This window comes from Staphylococcus caseorum (assembly GCF_049943195.1).
GTDB classification, from domain to species: Bacteria; Bacillota; Bacilli; order Staphylococcales; family Staphylococcaceae; genus Staphylococcus; species Staphylococcus equorum_A.
Genome location: NZ_JBNFUA010000001.1, coordinates 1,213,566 through 1,236,402, shown reverse-complemented (window position 1 = coordinate 1,236,402; position 22,837 = coordinate 1,213,566). Strand labels below are relative to the sequence as shown.

The 22,837-nt window shown below is 35.0% G+C and carries 26 protein-coding genes and 1 pseudogene; all 27 read left to right on the top strand.

Annotation, left to right across the window (positions count from 1 at the left end):
• The first annotated feature begins 31 nt into the window (after positions 1–31).
• The 27 genes and pseudogenes from ACP3TL_RS06385 (at position 32) to ACP3TL_RS06255 (ending at position 22,782) form a co-directional block, all read left to right on the top strand.
• Positions 32–1,261, top strand: coding sequence for a phage portal protein (locus tag ACP3TL_RS06385; RefSeq protein WP_285325554.1), 1,230 nt, complete (start codon positions 32–34; stop codon positions 1,259–1,261).
• A gap of 67 nt (positions 1,262–1,328) precedes the next feature.
• Positions 1,329–1,880 carry an HK97 family phage prohead protease gene (locus tag ACP3TL_RS06380; protein WP_410529879.1) on the top strand — a complete coding sequence of 184 codons (552 nt, stop codon included), beginning with the start codon at positions 1,329–1,331 and terminating at the stop codon, positions 1,878–1,880.
• 41 nt (positions 1,881–1,921) lie between these two features.
• Positions 1,922–3,097: a phage major capsid protein gene (locus ACP3TL_RS06375; RefSeq protein WP_285325555.1), complete on the top strand. Its 1,176-nt coding sequence runs from the start codon at positions 1,922–1,924 to the stop codon at positions 3,095–3,097.
• 63 nt (positions 3,098–3,160) lie between these two features.
• On the top strand, positions 3,161–3,430 hold the full coding sequence (locus tag ACP3TL_RS06370; RefSeq protein ID WP_285325556.1) for a fibronectin type III domain-containing protein: 270 nt from the start codon (positions 3,161–3,163) through the stop codon (positions 3,428–3,430).
• Between the two features lie 16 nt (positions 3,431–3,446).
• On the top strand, positions 3,447–3,746 hold the full coding sequence (locus tag ACP3TL_RS06365) for a head-tail connector protein (RefSeq protein WP_285325557.1): 300 nt from the start codon (positions 3,447–3,449) through the stop codon (positions 3,744–3,746).
• Positions 3,736–4,068 (top strand): hypothetical protein, encoded by a 333-nt coding sequence (locus ACP3TL_RS06360; protein WP_285325558.1) that lies wholly within the window; start codon positions 3,736–3,738, stop codon positions 4,066–4,068. Before ACP3TL_RS06365 ends, ACP3TL_RS06360 begins: the two co-directional genes overlap by 11 nt.
• Entirely contained in the window at positions 4,059–4,454 is a 396-nt protein-coding gene (locus ACP3TL_RS06355; RefSeq protein ID WP_285325559.1) for a hypothetical protein, read from the top strand. Before ACP3TL_RS06360 ends, ACP3TL_RS06355 begins: the two co-directional genes overlap by 10 nt.
• The gene (locus ACP3TL_RS06350) at positions 4,451–4,867 is read left to right on the top strand and encodes a hypothetical protein (RefSeq protein ID WP_057511923.1); all 417 of its coding nucleotides are present in this window, start codon (positions 4,451–4,453) and stop codon (positions 4,865–4,867) included. The genes ACP3TL_RS06355 and ACP3TL_RS06350 overlap by 4 nt, the downstream gene beginning before the upstream one ends.
• Positions 4,864–5,454: a major tail protein gene (locus ACP3TL_RS06345; RefSeq protein WP_285325714.1), complete on the top strand. Its 591-nt coding sequence runs from the start codon at positions 4,864–4,866 to the stop codon at positions 5,452–5,454. Before ACP3TL_RS06350 ends, ACP3TL_RS06345 begins: the two co-directional genes overlap by 4 nt.
• A gap of 146 nt (positions 5,455–5,600) precedes the next feature.
• Positions 5,601–5,918: a phage tail assembly chaperone G gene (gpG, locus tag ACP3TL_RS06340; protein WP_285325560.1), complete on the top strand. Its 318-nt coding sequence runs from the start codon at positions 5,601–5,603 to the stop codon at positions 5,916–5,918.
• An 18-nt stretch (positions 5,919–5,936) separates the two neighbouring features.
• A pseudogene (gpG, locus tag ACP3TL_RS06335) lies at positions 5,937–6,245 on the top strand (phage tail assembly chaperone G); the annotation flags it as partial.
• Between the two features lie 81 nt (positions 6,246–6,326).
• Positions 6,327–6,455: a phage tail assembly chaperone GT gene (gene gpGT / locus ACP3TL_RS06330; RefSeq protein WP_410529878.1), complete on the top strand. Its 129-nt coding sequence runs from the start codon at positions 6,327–6,329 to the stop codon at positions 6,453–6,455.
• Positions 6,456–6,608: 153 nt separating this feature from the next.
• Positions 6,609–11,357: a peptidoglycan DD-metalloendopeptidase family protein gene (locus ACP3TL_RS06325; RefSeq protein ID WP_285325561.1), complete on the top strand. Its 4,749-nt coding sequence runs from the start codon at positions 6,609–6,611 to the stop codon at positions 11,355–11,357.
• Position 11,358: 1 nt separating this feature from the next.
• Positions 11,359–12,186, top strand: coding sequence for a phage tail domain-containing protein (locus tag ACP3TL_RS06320; RefSeq protein ID WP_285325562.1), 828 nt, complete (start codon positions 11,359–11,361; stop codon positions 12,184–12,186).
• Between the two features lie 9 nt (positions 12,187–12,195).
• Positions 12,196–13,782, top strand: coding sequence for a phage tail protein (locus ACP3TL_RS06315; RefSeq protein WP_285325563.1), 1,587 nt, complete (start codon positions 12,196–12,198; stop codon positions 13,780–13,782).
• Positions 13,775–14,269: a hypothetical protein gene (locus ACP3TL_RS06310; protein ID WP_069854506.1), complete on the top strand. Its 495-nt coding sequence runs from the start codon at positions 13,775–13,777 to the stop codon at positions 14,267–14,269. The genes ACP3TL_RS06315 and ACP3TL_RS06310 overlap by 8 nt, the downstream gene beginning before the upstream one ends.
• 111 nt (positions 14,270–14,380) lie before the next feature.
• Positions 14,381–16,564, top strand: a complete 2,184-nt coding sequence (locus ACP3TL_RS06305) for a tail fiber domain-containing protein (protein ID WP_285325564.1) — start codon at positions 14,381–14,383, stop codon at positions 16,562–16,564.
• The gene (locus tag ACP3TL_RS06300) at positions 16,564–18,042 is read left to right on the top strand and encodes a BppU family phage baseplate upper protein (RefSeq protein WP_285325565.1); all 1,479 of its coding nucleotides are present in this window, start codon (positions 16,564–16,566) and stop codon (positions 18,040–18,042) included. The genes ACP3TL_RS06305 and ACP3TL_RS06300 overlap by 1 nt, the downstream gene beginning before the upstream one ends.
• Positions 18,043–18,052: 10 nt before the next feature.
• The gene (locus tag ACP3TL_RS06295; protein ID WP_285325566.1) at positions 18,053–18,394 is read left to right on the top strand and encodes a hypothetical protein; all 342 of its coding nucleotides are present in this window, start codon (positions 18,053–18,055) and stop codon (positions 18,392–18,394) included.
• Positions 18,378–18,512 carry an XkdX family protein gene (locus ACP3TL_RS06290; RefSeq protein ID WP_285325567.1) on the top strand — a complete coding sequence of 45 codons (135 nt, stop codon included), beginning with the start codon at positions 18,378–18,380 and terminating at the stop codon, positions 18,510–18,512. The genes ACP3TL_RS06295 and ACP3TL_RS06290 overlap by 17 nt, the downstream gene beginning before the upstream one ends.
• A 44-nt stretch (positions 18,513–18,556) precedes the next feature.
• Positions 18,557–19,399, top strand: coding sequence for a S1 family peptidase (locus ACP3TL_RS06285; protein WP_285325568.1), 843 nt, complete (start codon positions 18,557–18,559; stop codon positions 19,397–19,399).
• Positions 19,389–19,550, top strand: a complete 162-nt coding sequence (locus ACP3TL_RS06280; RefSeq protein ID WP_176721770.1) for a hypothetical protein — start codon at positions 19,389–19,391, stop codon at positions 19,548–19,550. Before ACP3TL_RS06285 ends, ACP3TL_RS06280 begins: the two co-directional genes overlap by 11 nt.
• A 60-nt stretch (positions 19,551–19,610) precedes the next feature.
• Complete coding sequence (locus ACP3TL_RS06275) at positions 19,611–20,051, top strand: hypothetical protein (protein WP_285325569.1); 441 nt, start codon at positions 19,611–19,613, stop codon at positions 20,049–20,051.
• On the top strand, positions 20,035–20,430 hold the full coding sequence (locus ACP3TL_RS06270; protein WP_285325570.1) for a hypothetical protein: 396 nt from the start codon (positions 20,035–20,037) through the stop codon (positions 20,428–20,430). Before ACP3TL_RS06275 ends, ACP3TL_RS06270 begins: the two co-directional genes overlap by 17 nt.
• A 42-nt stretch (positions 20,431–20,472) precedes the next feature.
• Complete coding sequence (locus ACP3TL_RS06265; RefSeq protein WP_285325571.1) at positions 20,473–20,724, top strand: phage holin; 252 nt, start codon at positions 20,473–20,475, stop codon at positions 20,722–20,724.
• A gap of 14 nt (positions 20,725–20,738) precedes the next feature.
• Positions 20,739–22,112 carry an SH3 domain-containing protein gene (locus ACP3TL_RS06260; RefSeq protein WP_285325572.1) on the top strand — a complete coding sequence of 458 codons (1,374 nt, stop codon included), beginning with the start codon at positions 20,739–20,741 and terminating at the stop codon, positions 22,110–22,112.
• Positions 22,113–22,539: 427 nt separating this feature from the next.
• Positions 22,540–22,782, top strand: a complete 243-nt coding sequence (locus ACP3TL_RS06255) for a hypothetical protein (protein WP_285325573.1) — start codon at positions 22,540–22,542, stop codon at positions 22,780–22,782.
• Positions 22,783–22,837 lie beyond the last annotated feature (55 nt).

The window sequence follows — 22,837 nt, the reverse complement described above, 5'->3', positions numbered from 1 at the left end:
ATTTTATGAAACAAGAAGTACGCCAATTGTCATGCAGTCTGATGACGCTTTGCTAAGCGCTTTTCCAACTCAATCCATACCACTATCGTTAGTGGGTTACAACGAGCATAAGGCGCTTAAAAACAGCGATTTATGGACTGCTGTTACATTACTTAGTCGAGATATTGCAAAGCTTGATATCAGAATTAAGGAAAACGGCGTGTATAAGGATAAGGATAGATTAGAAATGTTATTAAACAAATCGCCTAATCCTTATATGAATGGTTACATGTTGAAGTATATCGTTATGATGAACGCATTGCTTACTGGTCATGGTTATATTCATGTGGAACGTAAGGCTGGTCAAATTGTCCAATTGACTCATCTCGCTACGAGTCGAGTGAACATACAAACTGATAAAAAAGGAAACTACTATTACGAAGTTTCACAAAATAACGAGTCTTTAGATGTTGATTTTAAAGACATTATCGATATTAAACCTTTTACCTTAGATGGTATCAGCGCTTTACGAGTCTTAGATGCTATTGAGGAAGATATGAATACACAAAGTTTTACAAAGAGTTTCTTTACTAAGTTCTTTGCGAATGGTGGTCAGAACTCGGGGTTATTGAAAGTTAAAGACGGTAAGTTGAACCAAGAAGCTAGAAATAAGTTGCGTGATGAATTTGTTAAGGCTAACGCAGGCGAGGATAACGCAGGTAAGGTGCTTGTACTTGATTCAACACTTGATTACGAGCAGTTAGAAATTGACAGCTCGTTGTTAGACGTTATCAGCAAGAATCAAACACCTACCAAGGCTATTGCAAAAGCCTTTCAAATACCTTTGTCTAAATTCGGTATGGAACTTTCCAACACATCATTAAAAGATGTGAACAATGATTATTTAACCAACTGTTTAGGTGGTTATATGAAAACTTGGGAATCTGAATTAAATTTCAAACTTGTTAATGGTAAAGATCAATACAATAAGGAATTTAAATTTGATAGTAGTTCCTTCCGTAAGATTGACTGGGATTCTTACATTGAAACATTGAATACTCAACTTGAAAAAGGCGCTATTACACACGATGAATACCGTTTTGATATCGGTAGACAACCGTATGATAACGGTGTGGGTGCTATTCCACGCTTTGACCTTAATCACATCAGTGCGGATATTGCTGACGATTACCAGTTAAGAAAAACAAGCACAAACAACCAAGCACCAAATCCTGATACAGAGGGTCAACCCACTTTGAAGGGTGGTGATAATATTGAATAACATTGAATTAAGAAACAGCTTAGAATTACGTTCTACAGAAACGATTAAAGCAGTTGATAATGAAAAAATGATTGTGGAAGGTTATGCCTTACGATTTAACACATTATCAAATGACTTAGGTGGGTTTGTTGAGACTATAAGCCCACAAGCTTTAAAAGATGCTGATTTATCTGATGTAAGATGTTTGATTGACCATGATTCTAGTAAGGTGTTAGGACGTACGACTTCTAAGACTTTGGATTTAAAAGTTGATGATGAAGGGTTGTACTTCCGTTGTCAGTTGCCTGATACATCTTACAGTCGTGATTTATATGAAAACATTCGTGTAGGAAATATCAATCAATGTAGTTTTGGTTTCATCCTTGATGATGATGGTGACACAATCGAAAAGAGAGATGATGGATTGTTCAAACGAACATTAAATAAAATCCGTAGTCTTTTCGACGTATCAGTCGTGACTTATCCGGCATATAACGATACGGATGTTGCTCCAGCTTTAAGAAGTATTGAGGCAGTTAAGGAACAGGAACAAGAAGAAATTCGCATGAGACAGCAAGAAGAAATAAGAACACAAAATGAATTACTTAAATTGCAATTAGATCTACTTAAAACAAAGTAGGTCTATTTTTTATGCAAAAAATCGAGTAGGAGGCAATATAAATGTCTGAAAATATCAAAGAATTACGTTCATTACGAGCGGAACAAGTAGAAGTCGCTGAGAAAGCTATTGCGGACGAAAAGCCGGATGAAGCTAAAGATGCATTGGAAGAAATTAAGAAATTAGATACACGTATTACAAAAGTCGAGGAAGAAATAGGACTTAAAGATAAAGAAGATGAAGGGGACGAACCGAAAGGAGATAACCCTGAATTCAAATCACAAGGACAAGAAGGAGAAACGAGAATGAATCAAACTTTCAAACCGGAAATCAACTCAGGTACAGAAGAGACTAGAAAAAAAGAGGAATATGTTAGAGGTTTAGCAGATTATATTAAATCTAAAGGCAATACTCGTGCAAGTGTTAAATCTGACGATGTAGGTGTAATTATCCCCGAAGCAATTTCTTATATTGCTGAACATGAAATCAAAACAGTTCAAGATTTATCAACATTGGTTCAAAAAACATCTGTTAAAAACCCGTCTGGTAAACATCCTATTGTTTTACGTGCTACAGAGAAATTTAACACAGTTGAAGAACTGAAAGAAAACCCTGAATTAGCAGCACCAGAATTCAAGGAAATTAGTTGGGAAGTTAACACATATCGTGGCGCTATTCCTTTATCTGAAGAAGCAATCGCTGACAGTGCAGATAATTTAATTCAATTAGTATCAAATAATATTCAAGAACAAAAAATCAATACTTTAAACGAGAAAATCGGTACAGTATTGAAATCATTTGCACCAAAAACAGTAACAGGTGTTAACGGTTTAAAACAACTAATCAACGTTGATCTTGACCCTGCTTATGACCGTCAAATCATTTGTTCTCAATCATTCTACCAACAATTAGATACGTTAGTTGATGGTAACGGACGTTATTTGCTACAAGATTCAATTATTAACACAGCTGGGAACAAAGTATTAGGTATGAACGTAACAGTAGTACGTGACGACTTACTAGGTGAACAAGGTGAAGCTAATGCTTTCATTGGCGATGTAAAACGTGGCGTATTCTTTGCAGATCGTTCAGACGTATCACTTTCTTGGAACCAACACAACATCTACGGACGTTATTTAATGGGAGCTTTCCGTTTTGACGTTCAACAAGCTGATGCTAACGCTGGATTCTTTGTTAAAGCTGACTTTTCGAAAGAAGAGACTCCCAGCGAAGCCTAATAACATTAATGTTAAGGCAAACATCAAATCAGCAAGAATAACAGTTAATTAGGAGGCAATACGATGGCAGATGTATTAAAAGTATATAAAGGACAATCCGTTGTAGGACAAGCTGAGCGTTCAGAAGATGGTACAGCGTCAGTAACAGTTGAAGGTTTAGATGCTGCTACTGAATATCCAGCAGGTACTTATAAAGTGGCATTTAGTAACGAATCGGGAGAATCAGCAAAAGTTGATGTTCCTGCTTTCACTACTAAAGAAAGCGCACCGACTGAGCCTGAGAACGTTGAAGTTAACACTAACGAAGATTCAGCGGATGCATCGGCACAATAAGAAAGGGTGATTCATGATGGATTTGGAAACCCTTAAGCTTCATATGCACGTTACACATTCAATGGAAGATTCACTAATTGAAATGTATAAGGAATGGGCAGAGTCAGAAATCAAAGACTCTGTTTATCCTGATGATTTAACACGTAACGAAGAATATTTCGAAAAAAGTAATATTTTTGAACGTGGTGTTGTTCTCCTTGCTTCTCATTATTTCCGAAGCCGATATGCTTATTCAGACATTGATTATAAAACATGTCCTGACGGTGTGCTTGGTGCCATACAGAAATTAAGGGGAGGTTATCCGTATGAGAGTTGATGCAATGCAAGACTTTGTAACGTTTTACTCTAGTGGTACTGATAGCCCTTATCCTGGTATGGGTGGAAAAGAAGAAGTTTTTAAATCATGGGGAGAAATATATGAACCATCTAGTAAAGATATTGAACTAAGTAGTTTAGAAACCTCTAGTGTCAATGTGACGTTAGTTGTTCGTAATACTTTTCCAGAGTTTGTTCCCAATGTAAAACAAACCTTCGTCATACAGACAGGTATGTATCAAGACACTGAATTTAACATTAAAAATGTTGCTCCTAAAGATGAATACACTATTAAAATAGTAGGTTCTAAAATATGGTCGTAAAAATAGAAGGTCTTGAAGCAATCGAAAGTGATATATACAAACTTTACAGTCGACCAAGTATGAACAAGGCGGAAAAGAAAGCTATACAAGCTGGTGGGAACTTTATAAGGAACAAAATCGCAACTAATTTAAATCGTGTTAAAGATACTGGTGAACTTGCTGTTGGTACTGATTTAAGGAATCCGAATAAAGTGGGTTCTGAAATGATTGGGAACATTTACTGGCGAGGAGATCATAAATCTTTAGCTTACATTAATGAAAAAGGTCATTATCTTAAAAATGGTTCTTTCTACAAACCTAGAGGTGCTGGAACAGTTAATACTGTCTTACGTTATTACAACGACCAGTATTTCGACATCATCAAAAGGGAGATGAATAAGAGATGACAGATTTGTTCATTGAGATTCACAATGCTTTGTTAGATGACCCTGTCATTTCTAAACATTTCCGAAATGGTGATATTGAGTTTCTAATTCACCCTAACGCTAACGACATTTCTCAAAACGTAATTGTTATTGATGAAGTGTTTAGTCCGGTGATGTCAGATTTTGCAGATGACAATCCTCTAACTTATGAGTATTTATTACAAATAGATGTGTTCGTTAAACAACAAAATAATCAAGTCAATGGCTCCTTACTCAGTAGGGAGCTTATTTTATGTGTTTCAAAAATCATGTGGGAGCAATTCGGGTTCGGAGAATTCAATTCATTCAAACCTGAATACTACCCAGATTTCAAATTGTATCAAACCTCTAAACAATACAGAGGAAAAAAATATATTAATAAGGGGTATTTATAATGGCTAAAAAATATAACTCATTTACAGGATTAACAGGTTTCCACTATCAAGTACACGGTGAAGAAGCGCAGAAAGTAGAACGTATTGAGTATTTACAAGAAGTATCGGTATCTAAAGAACAATCAATTGAAAAAGCTTACGGTGATAACTCTGTGGCAGAAATGGCAGTATCGAATGGAACAATTGAACTTGAATCTACATTCCACCATTTACCATTAGAAGATCGTGTAGCTCTATTCGGTTTAACTAAAACAGAAGATGGACTTGTTTATGTTGGAGATAATACACCACCATACGTTTCAGTTATCTTTGAAAAAACTATGGAATCTGGTGCAGTTGAATACGTTGGTTTACCAAAAGGATTATTCACATTCCCAGAAGTTGAAGGACAAACTAAAGAAGATGGCGTTGAGTTCTCACAAGATGCATCTACTGGTGAATTCATGCCTACAGACATTGAAGGTGTTGAAGGTAAACAAGCAATGATTCTTGGACGTGACGAAAAAGGCGAAACAGCAATGCGTGACGCTATTTATCAAAAAGTATTTGGTGTTGAACATCCTGACGCTAAACCAGTTACACCCTAAGACTCCCCAAAACGTATTAATTGATGCTGGTATTGATTCAGCATCGATTGTTGCTGAATAGGGGCAAGGCAATCATGAATGAGGTGTTCACATTGTGAGCATCTCTTTTCTTATAACAAAAAATAAAACAAAAGAGGTAATTATCTATGACAACTAAAACTAAACAAATGAGTATTGAATTAATCCAAGAAGTTAAAGAAAACGGGGAATTAGTAACACAAGAATTTAAAACACCAACTTTTATTCCTTTCAGTAAGTTAATGAAAGCTACTAAACAGTTAGAAAAATTAGAAGATAAATCAGAAATGGAAGCAATGGACGAAATGATGCAAGTTATTTGTGACCTTTACAACAACCAATTCACAACTGACCAATTAATGGACGGATTACATGCTCCAGATGCGGTTAGAGTTATCAGAGAAAATATCGAGTTTATCTCTACTGGTGAACTTCCTAAAAAATAATAAGGCGAGTGATTGACGATGAAAAGTAACAGTATAGAATTTGTTACGCAATTTGATTCATCAGGTGAACCTTTGAAGTGGGACACGTTCAATACTCGTCCCTCCTTAAAGTTATCCCTCGTATATGAATGTGTAGATTTCCTTTCATCTTCAAACAATAACCCTAATATAAAAGATTTACACCAGTTGCTTGACCTTGTTGTAAGAATTTATGATGAACAGTTTACCAAGTCACAGTTAATCGATGGACTACCGCTACATGAAGCGATGACCAACCTGTATGAACAGGTGACATTCGTTGCAAGCGGTCGGGGTGTCGATGATGAAGTGACTGATAAAAAAATAAAGCAAACCACTGTCAACAGTTGGGGAGATTATAAAAACAATCTTAAAGCAACGATTCAAGACATGGTGAAAGAAGGCGGTCAGAACATTAATAATGTTTTGGATATGCCTTTTTATTTTGTCTTTGATGAATTGAATGGAGAGGCTAAGAAAAAAGAGCATAAGGAGTCAATGATTTCAGCGTTCACTTGATAAAGGGGTGACAAGATGAAAAAGGATAATAAGTTGGATTACGAATCAAGTATGATACTAGCGTTTCTGAATGTACCTATTAATTACAAATGTGAATCGATGATTACTGCTTTCTCTATCTAACGAAAATACATTTGAAAGGTAGGTGAGGAAATGGCAGAAGATATAAGAAGTATGCGAATAGAATTATCCATGAAAGATATGGGTATTCAGCGTACAGTTGGTCAGATTAACAAATCGTTTAGAGCTTTGAAAAGTGAAGTATCTACTTCATCAAAGAAATTACAATATGGTGAGAAAAGTGTTGCTTCGTATGAAAAGAATGTTAAAGATTTAACTTTAGCTCATAAAGCATCAAGACAAAACTTAAAAGAATTAACAAGACAATACCATGAAGTTGGAAAAGCTCAAGGTTATTCAAGTAGTCAGGCTTTAGGGTTACAGAAAAGTATATCTGATCAAGAACGAGAAATGCACTTCTTAGGACGACAAATTGTTAATACTACAAATGAGATGAATGAATTTAAAACAGCTCAAAAAGTAGATAATACAAGTTGGGCTAAGATGGGCAAAGGCTTTGAAGGTATGAGTACGAAGATAAGAGGCGTATCGACCCAAATGGCTGAAATTGGTTCGACTCTTACAAGTAAAATTACCAAACCTGCATTAATAGCTGGTGCTGCTATGGGTGGTATAACTGCAAAACTTGGTTTCGATAGACTTGTTGGTTTAGACACAGCTAAAGATAAACTTGAAGGATTGGGATATTCAACTAAAGAAGTTGGTTCAATCACTGGACAGGTAACCAATGCTATTAAAGGTGGTATGACCACAATGGCAGAAGGTACCGACGTCGCAGCCGGTGCATTGGCAGCAGGTGTAAAAGAAGGTAAGGAACTTGAACACTATATCAAACTTGTTGGTGATGCCGCCGTAGGTAGTAACAGACCTGTATCAGAAATGGCAATGATATTTAACCGTGTACAAGGTCAAGGTAAGTTAATGACCCAAGAGTTGAATATGGTTGAAGAAGGCATGCCCGGTTTCAGTAACGCAATGGCTAAACACCTAGGTGTATCTTACGATGCGTTTAGAGAAATGGTCACAGCCGGAGAAGTGAGCGCGAAAGACTTCACCACAGTAATGGACGACTTTGCTGGAGGTATGGCTGGTGCTTATTCTAAATCTTGGCAAGGTATGGTTCAGAATACTAAAGCTTATGTGGGTATGATTGGTGAAAGTCTATTAAGTGGTGTGTTCGAACAAGCTAAAGGTTCGTTACATGAGTTTGAAAAGTTATTACAATCTGATGGCGCTCAAAAATGGGCAACACAGACTGGTGTTAAATTAGCAAATGCTTTCACAGTTATTGCTAATGGTATTAGTGGTGTTGTTAAATGGTGGAACGGTTTAGGTAGTACAACTCAATCAGTATTGGGCGGAATTGTTAAATGGTCAGCATTAACACTTGTTGCAGTTGGTCCATTGTTGAGTATTTTCAGTAAGATAGGTTTCATGGTTGCCGGTGTGTTTGGTCCATTTGGTAGATTTTTAGGAATAATGGGACAAGTAGCGGTCGCAAGTAAATCAGCAGGTGGAATCATTGCGGGTGTCACTTCACTGTTTCCTAAATTAGGAATGGCATTAACACTTGCTACTGGTCCAGTTGGATTGACAATTGCTGCTATTGTCGCACTTGGTGCAGCCTTTGTTATAGCTTATAAGAAATCTGAGACGTTCAGAAATATTGTGAACGGTGCTATCAGTGGCGTTGTAGCTGGATTTAAAATATTGTGGTCTGGTATTATGACCGTGCTTACACCAATTGGTAATGCGATTGCAAAATTCGGACGAGAACTAGCTAAAACTTTCGGTCAATTTTGGGCAGAAAATGGTCCCCAATTCATGGAAGCACTAAACAATATTAAGATCGGATTTATGGTTGTTTGGTCTATAATACGACCAATACTTTCAGGAATAGGTTCATTATTCAAATCTGTATTTGGAGGAATCTTATCCTTTATTAAATTTATTATGCCGGGAATACAAGCTATATTTAAAGTTGGCTGGGCGATTATCAAATATATTTTCGTCTCAACTTGGGAGGCTATCAAGGGTGTAGTAAATGGTGGTCTAAAAGTTATCATGGGTTTAATACAGGTATTCTCAGGACTGTTCACAGGTAACTTCAAATTAATGTGGTCAGGTGTAAAAAATATATTCTTTGGAGCTTTCCAATTCATTTGGAATTTAGTTCAACTTTGGTTCGTAGGTAAAATCTTTGGTGTATTCAAACTAGGATTAAACCTAATTAAGAAAGTTGTATCAGGTTCATTAGGTGCAGTAAGAGGAACATTCTCTTCTGTTCTTGGTTCTATTTGGGGAATCGTTAAGAGAGTATTCGGATGGATTTCAAGTTTCATGCGTAATATTTTTGGTAGTATTTGGAAATTTACTAAAGCTATTTGGTCGAACATCAAACTAGCAGTAACTAATCCAGTAGCTTTAATCCGAAAAATAGTACCTCAAACTTTCCGAGTAATGTCTAACATAATTAGAACAATTTTTAACGGACTGAAAAAAGCAGTAACTGTAATTTTCTCAACTATGAGAACTGTTGTGGTTAATATTGCTAAAGCCTTATCTAATTTACTAAAAGGTAACTTCTCAGGAATGAGGAAGAACCTACAGAATATTACTAATGCCTTGAAGAATGCAGTAATCAAACTATGGCGTATTTTGAAGAATACAGTAGTGAGTGTAGCTAAACAACTTTGGTCAGGTATCAAAGGAATTTTCAAAAATCTATTCAATACAGCTAAGAATATTACACAGGATTTGAAAAACTCAGTAGTAGATAAATGGAAATCCTTGAAGAAATCCGTGATTAATCTTGCAACTGGAGCTAAAGATGGAGTAGTTAATGGTTTCAAAGCCATGTATAACAAAGGCGTTGAATGGTTAGACAAACTCAAAGGCTTCATTAAGAACGCTAAAGATGGATTCAAGAAAGTAGCTAGTGACCTTGGTAAAGGTGTCGCTAACGGTGCTATCTCAGGACTCAACGCTATGATTGACGGAATCAATACACTTTCAGATAAGATAATGAAGAAAAAACTTATCAAGAATAAAATCAAACCATTATCAACTGGTACTGCAGCGAGTCCTGGTGTTCAAACTAACTCACAAGGACAACTGACAAAATCAACTAGAGCAGTAGTTAATGATAAAGGTTTAGGTAACGCACGAGGACCCGGTGGTCACAAAGAAATCATACAACGTAGAAACGGTAAATTACAACAGGTTAAAGGACGCAACAAAGTTGTAAGGTTAAAACGTGGTGACGCAGTTCATAATGGTATACAATCCAAAGCTTTACGTCCACATCTTTCAACTGGTACTGGTGCAGACTTATTGAAACAAGCTAAGAAACGACATAAACATGAGGAACCACATGGTGACATGTATGTACCTAAAAACTCTGGTAATGCTGGTGGAAACTTTGCAGAGGATGCTTTCAACTGGACTAAAGAAAAAGCTAAACAAGCAAAAGATTCACTAGGTAAAGCTATTGGGGATGTGATGGATTACGCTTCCAACCCTGGTAAATTAGTTGGTAAAGTGATGAAACATTTCGGTGTTGACTTCTCGAGTGTCAAAGGCGCTATGGGTGGAGTCATGGACTTTGGATATAGTGGTCTGAAAAATGGGTTAAAAACATTATTGACTGGTTGGTTTGATGAACTTGAAGGTGGGGACGGTGACGGTGGATATATTGACTTGTCACGTGGTATCAACTTTGGATTTGCTCGAACAGCAGCAGAAGCTTCGGCACAAGGTTATCCGTTCCCAAGAGCGCACCATGGTTTAGATATAAACTACCCTTACGGGACAACGGTACAATCCACTGTATCAGGTAAAGCTACAGGCTCACACGGTTGGAATGGCGGATTTGGTAACATGATGTCTATCAAATCAGGAATTATGGAAGTTATTTACGGACATTTAAGCAAACTGAATTGGACTGGTACTAAATCAGTTAAACCTGGTACTGTACTTGGTAAATCAGGTGGTGATCCATCAAGACAAGGTGTTGGCGCAGGTAGTTCTACTGGACCCCATTTACACTATGAAATGAGAAAAAATGGAGTACCGTTTGACCCGACAAATTGGCTTAAGAAAAACAATGGTGGTGGCAAAGCCGGCGGTAAATACGGTAGCACGATCAAGAAAGCATTGGGAATGGCTGGACTACCACAAACTAGTCAATACATTAAAGCTTGGCAAGAACAAGCAAGAACTGAATCAACGTTCAACCCTAAAGCTAGAAACGCATCCGGTGCTAGTGGTTTAGTACAAGTTAAACCTGGAACATTTGGACAATATAAATTACCAGGACATGGTGATATTTGGAACCCATTGGACAACCTAATTGCCGGTATGAGATACGCTAAAGCTACCTATGGACCTAAGAAAATGCTTAACCGTATTGGACATGGTTTACCTTATAAAACAGGTGGAATCATAAACCAAAACGGTATGTATAACCTTGCCGAAGATGGACACAGTGAAGTAGTAGTTCCACTTGATCCAGCACGTGCAAGCGATGCGATGAAACTTATTACTTATGCACAAAGTAAGATTAAGGATAAGAAGAATAAACGACCTAATCAGGTTAGTAATAATTATAGTAATAGCAATCAAAGTAGTAATGATACTGAAATCCAATTAATGCAACAACAGTTACAAGCAACTAGAGAACAAAATAATTTGTTGATGAAGATACTAGGTGTCAGTAAGAATATCGAAGGACAACCTAAAGGTTATAATGAACAAGATATTTCACGAGACCAAGGCAAGAGAATGCAAATGATGGCATACAATATGGGAGGTGCTTTCTAATTTGAAAAAAGAAGTTAGATTATTTAATGATAACTTTGATGTTAAATTAACTGATACAGCTAATTTATTGTTTTTAGATCACATCGAAGAAGATGTGGAAGTTAATGCAAATACAACTGAAATCAATGGTACTGATGGAGTGCTTATGGGGCCGACTACGTTCGGTCCTTTTAATTTGATTTTAAACTTTTCGTTTAAAGGATTAGACACAAAAGACTTGAAGTTGTACAAGCAAAAATTGAGGAATATATTATACCAACGTGAACCATATTATGTTTGGCACTCAGATATGCCTGGTAAGAAATACGCAGTGTATTGTGATAGTAATGATAATGAAAACTTAACTAACTCATTTGCTACTTTTGCAGTGACTTTTGTAGTATTCAAAGGCTATTCAGAATCACTGAAAGATACAGATGAATTTAGTTTATCAAGTGGTGATTGGCAGTTCGAAGGTGGTTTGTTATCTGACGACGAAATTAAGTACAAACATGATACAACGAGTTTTAAAATTTATAATGGTTCATCTGATGTGATTAACCCTTTGCTAAGACATAGATTCAAGTTAATCATTAATATAGACGCACCTAAAGGATTTAAGGTAACTAATAAAACTACTGGAGATACATTCGAGTACAAGAAAGCTATTAAGAATAATCAAACGCTAACCATAAATGGCGTACATCCTTTCATTAATAACAATCGTGTAGGTATTGACACTAATTGGCAGTGGTTAACGCTAGATGAAGGTTTTAATGATATAGAAATTACAGGCGAGAATATAAGCAAAGTATCAACTCAATGGATATTCCCGTTCATATACAGGTAGGTGAATGAATTGAAAGACATGATATTAAAGAATAGAAAAGGTACTTTCGGAGAAATACTCACCGATTATGACTTTGGTTCTTGGAAACTTAGTTATGAGCGAAACAATGAACGATCTATTGATTTTACTATATATAAAACGTCTATGAATTGGGATTTATTCGAATCATTACTGAACGAAATGTTACTTGAATGGAAAGGGCAAAACTATGTTGTGAAGTCTACTGCAATTAAATATGACGGTATGAATGTGATAAATGAAGTCACTGCGAAACATATATTTATGGAGTTCCAAAATCACTATATACAGAAAGATTTGGAAAACGAAGAACTAAACAATGAAGAATCAGAAGAAGATAGTAAGCCTACAATGACGTTAGAACAGTATTTAGATTTTGGTTTCAAGGGCAATAAGATTGGTTATACTTATAAAATTATAGGTAAATTTGACCAACGTGTAGCAGTAGATGAACTAGGTAATAAAAACGGAATGGAATACTTAACCGAAGGGGCAGAATTATTTAATTATATCTATTTTGCAGATAATAAAAAGATTTATATCTACGATGAAGATAGTTTCTATAAAGCAACCGACATACCGTTGATATACAAGTATAACTCTAGTGAAGTACAAGCAACTACAACAACTACAGACCTTTTTAATTATATACAAGGTTTTGGTAAGAAGAAAACGAGAGCTGAAACGAAAAACTATAGTCCTATGAAACCTAAAGACTTAAATTATTCTGGTGCATTCATCAAAGATGGCACTTGGCGTACTGAAAGTGTTGGCGCTAGTTATACTAAAACATTTAATTGTAAGTGGGGTAACGAGACACTTGAATGGACATTAAAGAAAATGGCTAAAGGTGGCGTGTTAGACGTATATCTTGATGATGAACATATAGGTAAATATGAATGCTATAGCAAAACTGCAACATCCGAAAAAATTATCATTGCTCAACGCTTATCAAAAGGTAACCATACCTTTAAAGCAGTATTCAGAGGAGCTAAGAGTGGTGTGGATTATAAGAAATCTAAACCATGTATGTATGTAGGGACAGAGAAATCAACAGTGTTGAATCTAACTGCTGTATTGAAAGGTACTGATGTTTATCATGTTACAGATGAATATTATTCTCCACATTTTGATAAAGACGATCCTAAAGTGGCACCCACATTATACGACGATAACGTACTTGATAAAACAGAGTTAAGAAAAAAACTTATTCAAGAATTAAACGATGAACCCACAGTGGAAGTATCAACTAATTATTTAGGATCTATGGAGGATAAGCATTACTTAAAGAATGATGATATTCATGAAAATAGTGAGATTCGATTTATTCATCAACCACTAGGCTACAACTTAGATTTAAAAGTGGTTAAGTTAACATATTCACATCCAATCGTGAACGAACCAGTGGAAGTTGATTTCAGTAACTCACCAACTGATATTATAAAAATTCAACAAGGTATAAGTAGAAATATAAAAAGAATGAATAATTTAGTTAAAGGCGGGTCACTTGGTGGGTCGTCTTTTTCTATGCCTAAATTAGCATCAGATTCAATAGGGAGTGTGTTAATAGATGAATAAACCAACTGAAATTAAATATTCATTAGATGAAAATGGTGAACCGTATTATGCAGCTACTCATACACAGGCAGTACAAGGAATGGAAACTGTTGAAACAAATATTGAAGATTTAATGAATTTCAAAGAAACAGTTATAGGAGACACGGGTTGGGTTGATTTCCAATTTATTCCAGAGGTTGATAAAAATACTAGATTTGGAGAGGGAGACTTTAAATGTGGGCTTAAAGAAGTGAGATTTGGAGATATCCGAATTAAGTCTATTAGACTAAATATAGGAAATATTCCCCACAATAAACAAATCGCATATATTCCCACAGGTTTTATTACAAAAAACAACTTCTTCAATTGCTCCACAGATGGCAACAGTTTGCCAATTAGAGTTGAAGCACGAACTAACGGTGAATTGAAAATATATGTCCATGAAAATGATAGAAATAAATCACAAAAAGATATTTGGATATATCAACAATTTACGTGGTTAGAATAAAAAGGAGTAAAAGTATACAAGGTCAAACTTGGACTTCCTTATTAAATCAGAACAAGAAATGAAAGATACATTAAAAGCAAACAATGAAACTCTATTAGAGGAGGATAATATATGATATTAGAAAAATCATTTCCATTATCTTTAGGTCATGAATTTAGAAGAGATATATTTTACAATTTTAAAACAATTGAGCAACAACACAATGATTTGGTGAACTATATTAAATATCATCATAAAATTGATGAACATGTACACGAAGCAAAACAAATTGACTATTTAAACTTTGTTACAGATACGGGATTGAAAGTCAATTGGAATATGAGAAATGTAATTAACTACACTAACAATAGAGTTAGTAACCTAGTATTAGGTTCATTTAAAGATGGAAGAAAAGAAATCATAGACAGCAGGGTTTCAACATTCAATAATAACACAGTCCATACTATACTATCTGAAAGATTACTTGCTGATTTCTTATTTATGAACTCAAAAATTGATGAACTCTGGTCAGGTATGGCTTATGTAAATATTCACAAATTAGATCTACTCGAAGAAGTTGAACAAGGCTATAAGTTGTCTAGTGAAAATCTATTAAAAATAGATGAAGGATATATACTTTATTTCCCTGAGGGTACTTATATTTTAGACGAACCTGTTAAAAACTTATCATTTGGTGTAGGTGCAAAATTATTTATAAATGAGGTTGAATTTGAGTTAAGTGCGTTCCCTCAACAGATTAACAATGTAGAACAAAACGGTCAGAGATTAAATAATCTTGTAAATGGTATTAATGCAGGTTTGAATGTGAATTTAGACTTAGTTAACTCATATGGTAATACAGTATATGGTTCTGAAGCTTTTAAACACGCACATGGTCAAAAAAGAAATACAATGATTGGTCAAGATGCCGGGAAAGAATTAGATGCCTCTTATTCGGCTACCGCAATTGGCGCTGGCGCATTGAAAGAATCCAATTACACAGATAGAGGTACTTATATTGGTGGTAACGCTGGTAAATGGGCTGGCTCGTCTGAAAATATCGTAGGTAGACATCAACTATATACCGAACCCGATATAAACAATACGTTAAATACCTACTGGCCCAATTGGAGAGATTATGCTGGTAAAGTTGATAGTCCAGCATTTACAGCACGCAGACAAGAAGATAATCAAAGTAATGTAGCTGTCGGTAGAAACGCACAGGGTTATAACATAACAACTAAACGTTCTGTAGGTATTGGATATAATGCTATGGAACAAACACTAAATGGCGATGGTATTGTAGCAATCGGTGAAAATGCTTTCCAATATGGTATTAAAGCTAAATACTCAACATTCGTAGGTGGTCGTGCCGGTTGGCATATGATGGATAGTTATCAAGACACTGTTATAGGTAAATCTGCCGCTCAAGAATTAGTACACGCTTCACACAATACGATTATTGGATATGGTGCTGCAGGCTGGAGATGGGGAAATCACGAAGATAAGATAGACCGTAACGTTGTGATTGGTAGAAATGCGATGGCACGTTCAAAAGGTGATGCTTTTGCAAATACTGTTATCGGCGAGAACGCAATGGCTGTTTCAGATGGAGCGCAAGAAAATACGATATTAGGACATTCTGCGGGTGCAAATAATGAAACTGGTTTTAGAAATACATTTATAGGTGCTAATGGAGGTACTTATTTAAAAAATACTAAGAATGCAACAGGGTTGGGATACAACGCCTTAAACGATGTTACAATGAGCGGTTACGAAAATATAACAGGGATCGGACAGAACGCTAGTGTTACAGGTTCAAATCAACTACAACTTGGAAATAGTAAGACTACTCCGTATGCCTTTCAAGCTTTACAATTACGTTCAGATGAAAGAGATAAAGCAGATATTACAAAATCAAGTTTAGGATTAGATTTCATCAAAAAATTAAAACCGGTTGAGTATCGTTTAGATTTACGTGAGGATTATTACGAAACAGATGAAAATGGAGAGTTTATCGTAGATGAATTTGGCAATAAAAACCCTATTCCTAAAGATGGTTCCAAGAAACGTAATAGATTGCATCAAGGTTTTATTGCACAAGATGTTCAAAAGATAGTAGAAGATATAAACATTGATTTTGCGGGTGTTCAACATCACGAAAAAGATGGTGGGAACGATGTTTATTCAATTGGTTATGAAGAACTTATTGCTCCAATTATAAACGCTATCCAAGAACAAAATAAAATTATTGAAAAACAACAAAACCAAATTAATTACCTAACTTCAAAATATGTAGAAAGAGGGGTTAAATAATGCCATTAAAAAAACTTGCTAATTTAACACTTGAAACATCGGCAGAATACCAACCGAGAAGCGACTTAAATATCGCATTTTCAAGTGCTGATAGAGATACAGCAATATTTAGATTTAGAGTAACACAGAACAATAAACCGTTATTAATAGGTGTTGAAAATATAAAATCGTCTATCGTTTTAGTCCATTCCAATGGATCAAGAATAACGGAGAGGTTAACTATTGCAGATGGCTTGAATGGATTACTAGAGGTGGTACTACCAAATGAATTGGTTAAAATGCCTGGTAAAGTAACAGCGCAAGTCTACGTGACTAAGCAGTCAGATGAAACAGAAACACAAGCCGTCGTAGCTGAACGTATTTTTAGTTTCACAATTCAAGAATCACTTGCTTGGAAATTTGATGGGGAAACAAAATTAAGCTATATCATTGAGTTTGATGAGCTAGAAGAACATTTAACAGAACGCGTGTTAGCCATTGAAAAAGCTATTGCAAATGGGGAAGATTATGTTACACAAATGAAAGATGCTTTACAAGAAGCGTTAACTACTATTGAAGCCAAAGTAAACAGCGTTGAATCAACCGTGGAAGATTTAAAAAGTTCCACAATAAAAGAAGTAACTAGATTGAAAGGTAATGCTACAGAAGATATAACTACTACAGCTAATAATGTTAAAACAAGTGTTCAAGATACAGCATCAACAGCAATAAATAGCATTGATAGTAAAGCTGTAGAAGCTACTGAGCATGTAGATACAAAAGTTACTGAGTTTAATCAAACGGTAGCTGATAACGGGTTCTTATCACCTCAAACATTAGATGAAGAGATAAGTAATTTAAATTGGCAAAAACATAAACTAACTAATGATAATGGAAGTCAAATTCAAGTAAGTGACATTGATTTTGATACTATTGATGAAACATTACCGCCCGGCTTTTATTGGGTTGGTGGCGGAATAAACAGACCAGTTAATACAAATGGTTTTCTGACACTAAGACGAGGTACAGGTTCTACCTCCTACATTAAAGCAATATATGAACCCTTCAATACAAATGATATGTACGTAAGAACTAAAAATGCTAATTTCGGATGGACTGAATGGCAAAACTTAGCAAGTAAACAAACCGACACAGGTTGGGTACCATTCGATACAATTAACGGTGTTAAAAAAGACACAAAATCACTATCTTGGGGGGGTGTTAAGTGTAGTTACAGAAAAGTTATAGCAAATGGCGTGGAAACATGTTCCATAAGAATAAATGTTGAAAACTTTACTAATGATATTCAAATCGCGCAACTTCCAGAAAATTTCACATCAACTATGCAAACTTTCTATTTAAGGTCATCAACTAATAGAGTAGCAATAAGTGGATATATCACACCAGATGGCGTAGTTAAATTAAATATTCCTGACAGCGAACGTAGCACATGGACTTCTGCAGATTATGCGTTAGGGTCTGCGCAATGGTTAAATTAGGAGGGGTAAAATGAAGATAATTTATTTATATGATGGTACACCAGTGATTGTCCAAAAAGAAGATGACTATCCAGATGAAAGTTGGACAGAAACACCTCCACCAGAAGGCATATATCAACCTTATTATTTTGATGGTGATGAGTGGATAGGTGCCACTCGTGAGGAATGGTTAGATACATTACCTAAACAGGAACCAGATATTCCTGATTCACATGATTTTTTAAACGCTCAACTTTTAGCTAATGATTTAGAACATAATTCTAAAATTGAAGATTTACAACAAGATATTGCAAATTTAACAGCAAAATTATTAAAAGTACAGGGAGGTATGTCTGATGTTCACGACTCTTAAACGTTTATACAATTTAAAACTATTTGATAAACAAAAGATTTTCGAAAGTGTTAAAGCAAATTGGATAACACCTGAACAGTACAAAGAAATCACTGGAGAAGAATTTTTGTCTAGTTAAACTTTAAAATATAATCTATACTATACTTAAAAAGAGGTAATATTATGGATTATATGAGTTTTTTATCAAAGGTCGTTGTTAAAATCACTACGGACAAGAATTCGTCAGGTACTGGTTTCTTTTATGAGTTTATTTACTCTAAAGATACTACAATTCCAGTTATACTAACAAACAAGCATGTTATAGAAGAATCCAGTTCAATAAGAATCACTTTGTCGAAAAACGAGTATTTCTCTAGTGAAAATAAAATTGTAGAAAAAGAAGATTTTTTATTAAAAGATTTACAAAACAGGATAGTAAATCACCCTAACGGTGATATAGATTTATGCGCAATAATAATAGCTGATATGCTTAAAAAATTCCAGGATGAATCTGTAAAAATGGATATCGCTTTCTTAAACGATAAAAATTTACCGAATATAAATGATTTAGAAGATTTAAAATTTGCCGAAGAAGTAATCATGATAGGCTATCCTAATGGTATATCAGATACTTTTAATAACTTCCCTGTTTTCAGAAAAGGAATAACTGCAACTCATCCAGCGATAAAGTTTGATGGTACTCCCCATTTTTTAATAGATATGACTATAGTTCCAGGATCAAGCGGTTCACCAGTATTTTTATACAATGCAACTGGTTATAGTACAAAATCAGGTGAATTCATTTTTAATGGAGAAAGATTAATGTTTTTAGGAATTAACAAAGCAGTATTTATTGCTGATAACTTTGGAGAAATAAAAGAAGTACAAGAACCTACAAAATTGATATCACACTCTACAATCGGTATCAATTTAGGGATAATAATAAATTCTTTAGAAATAAACGAAATAAAAAAAGAATTTATTAAATTACTAGAGAATTCGGAGATGAATGGAAATGAAAATTAATATTGGAGGATATGATATTCAAGGAACACCTGAGGAAATTAAAAATCTAATTAATTTAGTTAGCCAAAACAGAGACAAAAAAGGTTATGAGGTCATTAAATCATCTTTTGATAAACCTAAAGTATTACTTTGTAATAAAAATTTTAAATAATATCCAGAACAACCACAGGCTTAGGCTTGTGGTTTTATTTTATAGAAAGTGGGTGAGTGAATGAAAAGGACATTTAGTATTAGTAAGTTAGACACAAAAGAAATATTGTTAATCATTCAATCCCTACTACTAGGTTCGACCATATTTGGACGGGGTGTACTTTGGTTTACAAGTCCAGAAACAATATTGAAAGATTCGCCTTTTTATCTAGCTTTAAATGAAATCATGCCTATTTGGTTATGGGGTTTAATAATTATGGTTACTGGTTTTCTATATACTATAAGTGCGTTGTTTGTGACAAGTATGGAAGAAAACAGCAAATATTATTTCTTCATCTTTGTAGGTGGTTTAACCTCGTCGATATTCTACTTCGTTATGACGAGCGCCGGGTTGTACAATAATTTAAATTGGCTAACACCATTCAACTTTTTAATATTGACAGCGTGGACTGGTGTTACATCGTTTGTAGGTGGTGCGGAGTTATATGGTAGACGAAAATAAGTTTGTTACACACGATGTATTTAATACACGTGAACGAAAAATATATCAGTACATTGACAGAGGCGACCAAGAGTTAAAAGATTTATACCATAAACTAGATAAAAAGTTAGAGTTAGATCAACAACGAGGCGAACAAACGATAAAACAACAAGATAAAATGATAGATAGTTTAGACAAGATTAATAGCAATTTAACTGGATTTGATAAGCGTGTTTCTAATATTGAAACGCAAACAAAATCAAACACAGATGCAATAAAGGAAATTAAGGCAACAACTAAAGAAAAGAAAATGGGTGCTGTTCAAGTAACAATTGCCATCATAACGACGTTAGGTGGTATTTTTGCAGCAGCGATAGGTTTTGCACAAGTATTCTTTTAGAGTCGGCTCATTGAGTCGGCTTTTTATTATGGAGGTAATTAGATGAAGAAAGATAAAGTATCACAATTCATAGCTTTAATAGGTGGTTTCTTAGGTGCCTTATACATGGCGTTAAATGCATCAGGTATTAGTGCAGAATGGATTAATCCACAAAAGGTTGATGCATGGGTAAACGTGCTTAATACAGGTATACCAGTAGCGTTAACTTTCTATGGTGTATACAAAAATACATTTGTTGTAACTAAGAAAGCTAAGAATCAAGAAGAAGCATTAAAAGATTTAAATATGAAATAAGGAGAGGTTTATATATGAAGAAACAAGATGGCGTTAAATGGGCAGTTAAAAATATCGGGAATAGACTTACTGACGGTCAACCATACGGTGCGCAATGTGCAACGTTTATTATTGAATTTACTAAAAAGTATTGGGACGTACATCCACAGGGAGACGCAAAAGATTTCATTAACTATAAATGGCCTAAAGGTTTCCAAGTTATTAAAGGTAAGAATCAAATACCACAACCTGGAGATATATTTGTATTTGGTGGAGAGTATGGACATACAGGTATAGTCACAGAAGCAAATGGAACATACTTCAACAGTATAGATCAAAACTGGTACAACGAAAGTTTAACTAAAGGTAGTCCGGCAGCATTTATTGAAGACCATGACTATAGCAATTTCTTAGGAATTATACGTCCACCTTATGAAGACGCAGATAAAGGTGCAAGTAAGAAGTCAACTAAAATTGAAACGATTAACCACACAATCAATTATAAAATGGCTAACCGTAGTGGTAATGTTAAGGGTGTTGTAATCCACAATACAGCAGGTAATGCCACAGCTAAGCAAGATTATAATAATTTACGCAATGCTTCAGTAGCACGTTACGAAGCAGGTATAGCACATTACTATATTGATAGAAACACAGTGTGGCGTGCGATAGATACGTACAGTGTAGCTTGGCATGTCGCTGATGCTAACGGTAATAATAGTTATATCGGTTATGAAGTTAATGAATCAATGAACGCTAGTAATAAAGACTTCATGGCGAATGAACAAGCAGTATTCAAAAAGGCTGCAGCTGATATGCTTTATTATGGATTGCCGGTTAATAGAGATACAGTGATGTTGCATAATCAATTTGTTCCAACAGCTTGTCCGCACAGAAGTATGGCAATTCATACAGGTTTCGACCCAGTTCGACAAGGTGCAGCATCATCTAATATTAAAAACCAATTGAAAGATTACTTCATTAAAGAAATTAAAAAATACTACAACGATCCATCATTAAAAGCTGGTAGTCCAGCAAGTAGTGATGTTCCAGATAAGTCTACTGTTCCAAGTACAAAACCCGAAGAAGAAGCACAAACTAATGTAGGTTCTACTGGTTGGAAGAAAAATCAACACGGTACTTGGTACAAACCAGAATCAGCTACATTCACATGTGGTAATACTGCAATTGCTACACGTGTTGGTTCTCCAAAATTAAACGATGATATTTTCGGTTACTGGTTCCAACCTAGTGGATATACTCCATATGATGAAGTTTGTTTACAGGACGGCCATGTATGGATTGGCTTTGATTGGAACAACACTCGCTACTACATGCCTATTAGAACATGGAATAAAGTAGCTCCACCTAATCATGGGGTAGGTCAATTGTGGGGATATATTAGTTAAATTCACTAGTAATAACTAGTATAATATGATATCGTTTACTTAGATATTTTGTGCCAAAAATATCAAAAGACTTTCTAACCATTGTGTATACGCTTACTCACTTTCAGTAGCTATATTCAAGTCCTTGAAGAGCAGACACATTTGTCCCGTGTTTGCTCTTTTTTTATTATCCATTGTTATTTATAGAATATTCTGATAATATATATATATATATGTATCCTTTCTTTTAACGAACTAATTCTTACAATTAGTTCCAGGCGCTTCGGCGTCTTTTTTTATGGTACAACACAAACAGTTGCTAATGTACTTGTTACATTTTCATACTACTAAGGGTAAGTGTCGTCATGCACTTGCCCTATTTTTTTATTGAGTTCTATACAATTGTGTTATACTGAATTAGTAATTATTAATTATAAGGGGTGGCAATATGCAAATTGTAATTTACGAATTTATCGTTCTAGATTTTGACAGTAGTAAAGAGCTTTATCGTTTTGAAAGTGATACACGAAAAAAAGTAGAAGAAGAATTAGATTCACTTAAAGATGAGAATGGTCATAAATATAAAGTCATTACTTTAGGTTCAATAGGTTTTGTAGGCGAAGTGGAAGAATTGCCGAATGATACAGCAGCAAAAGTTGAAGTTTTAAATTTACAATTACCAAAAAAATAGATTGCCTGAATTTTACCACCCATAGTTTTTGTTGGGTGGTTATTTTTTGCACTAA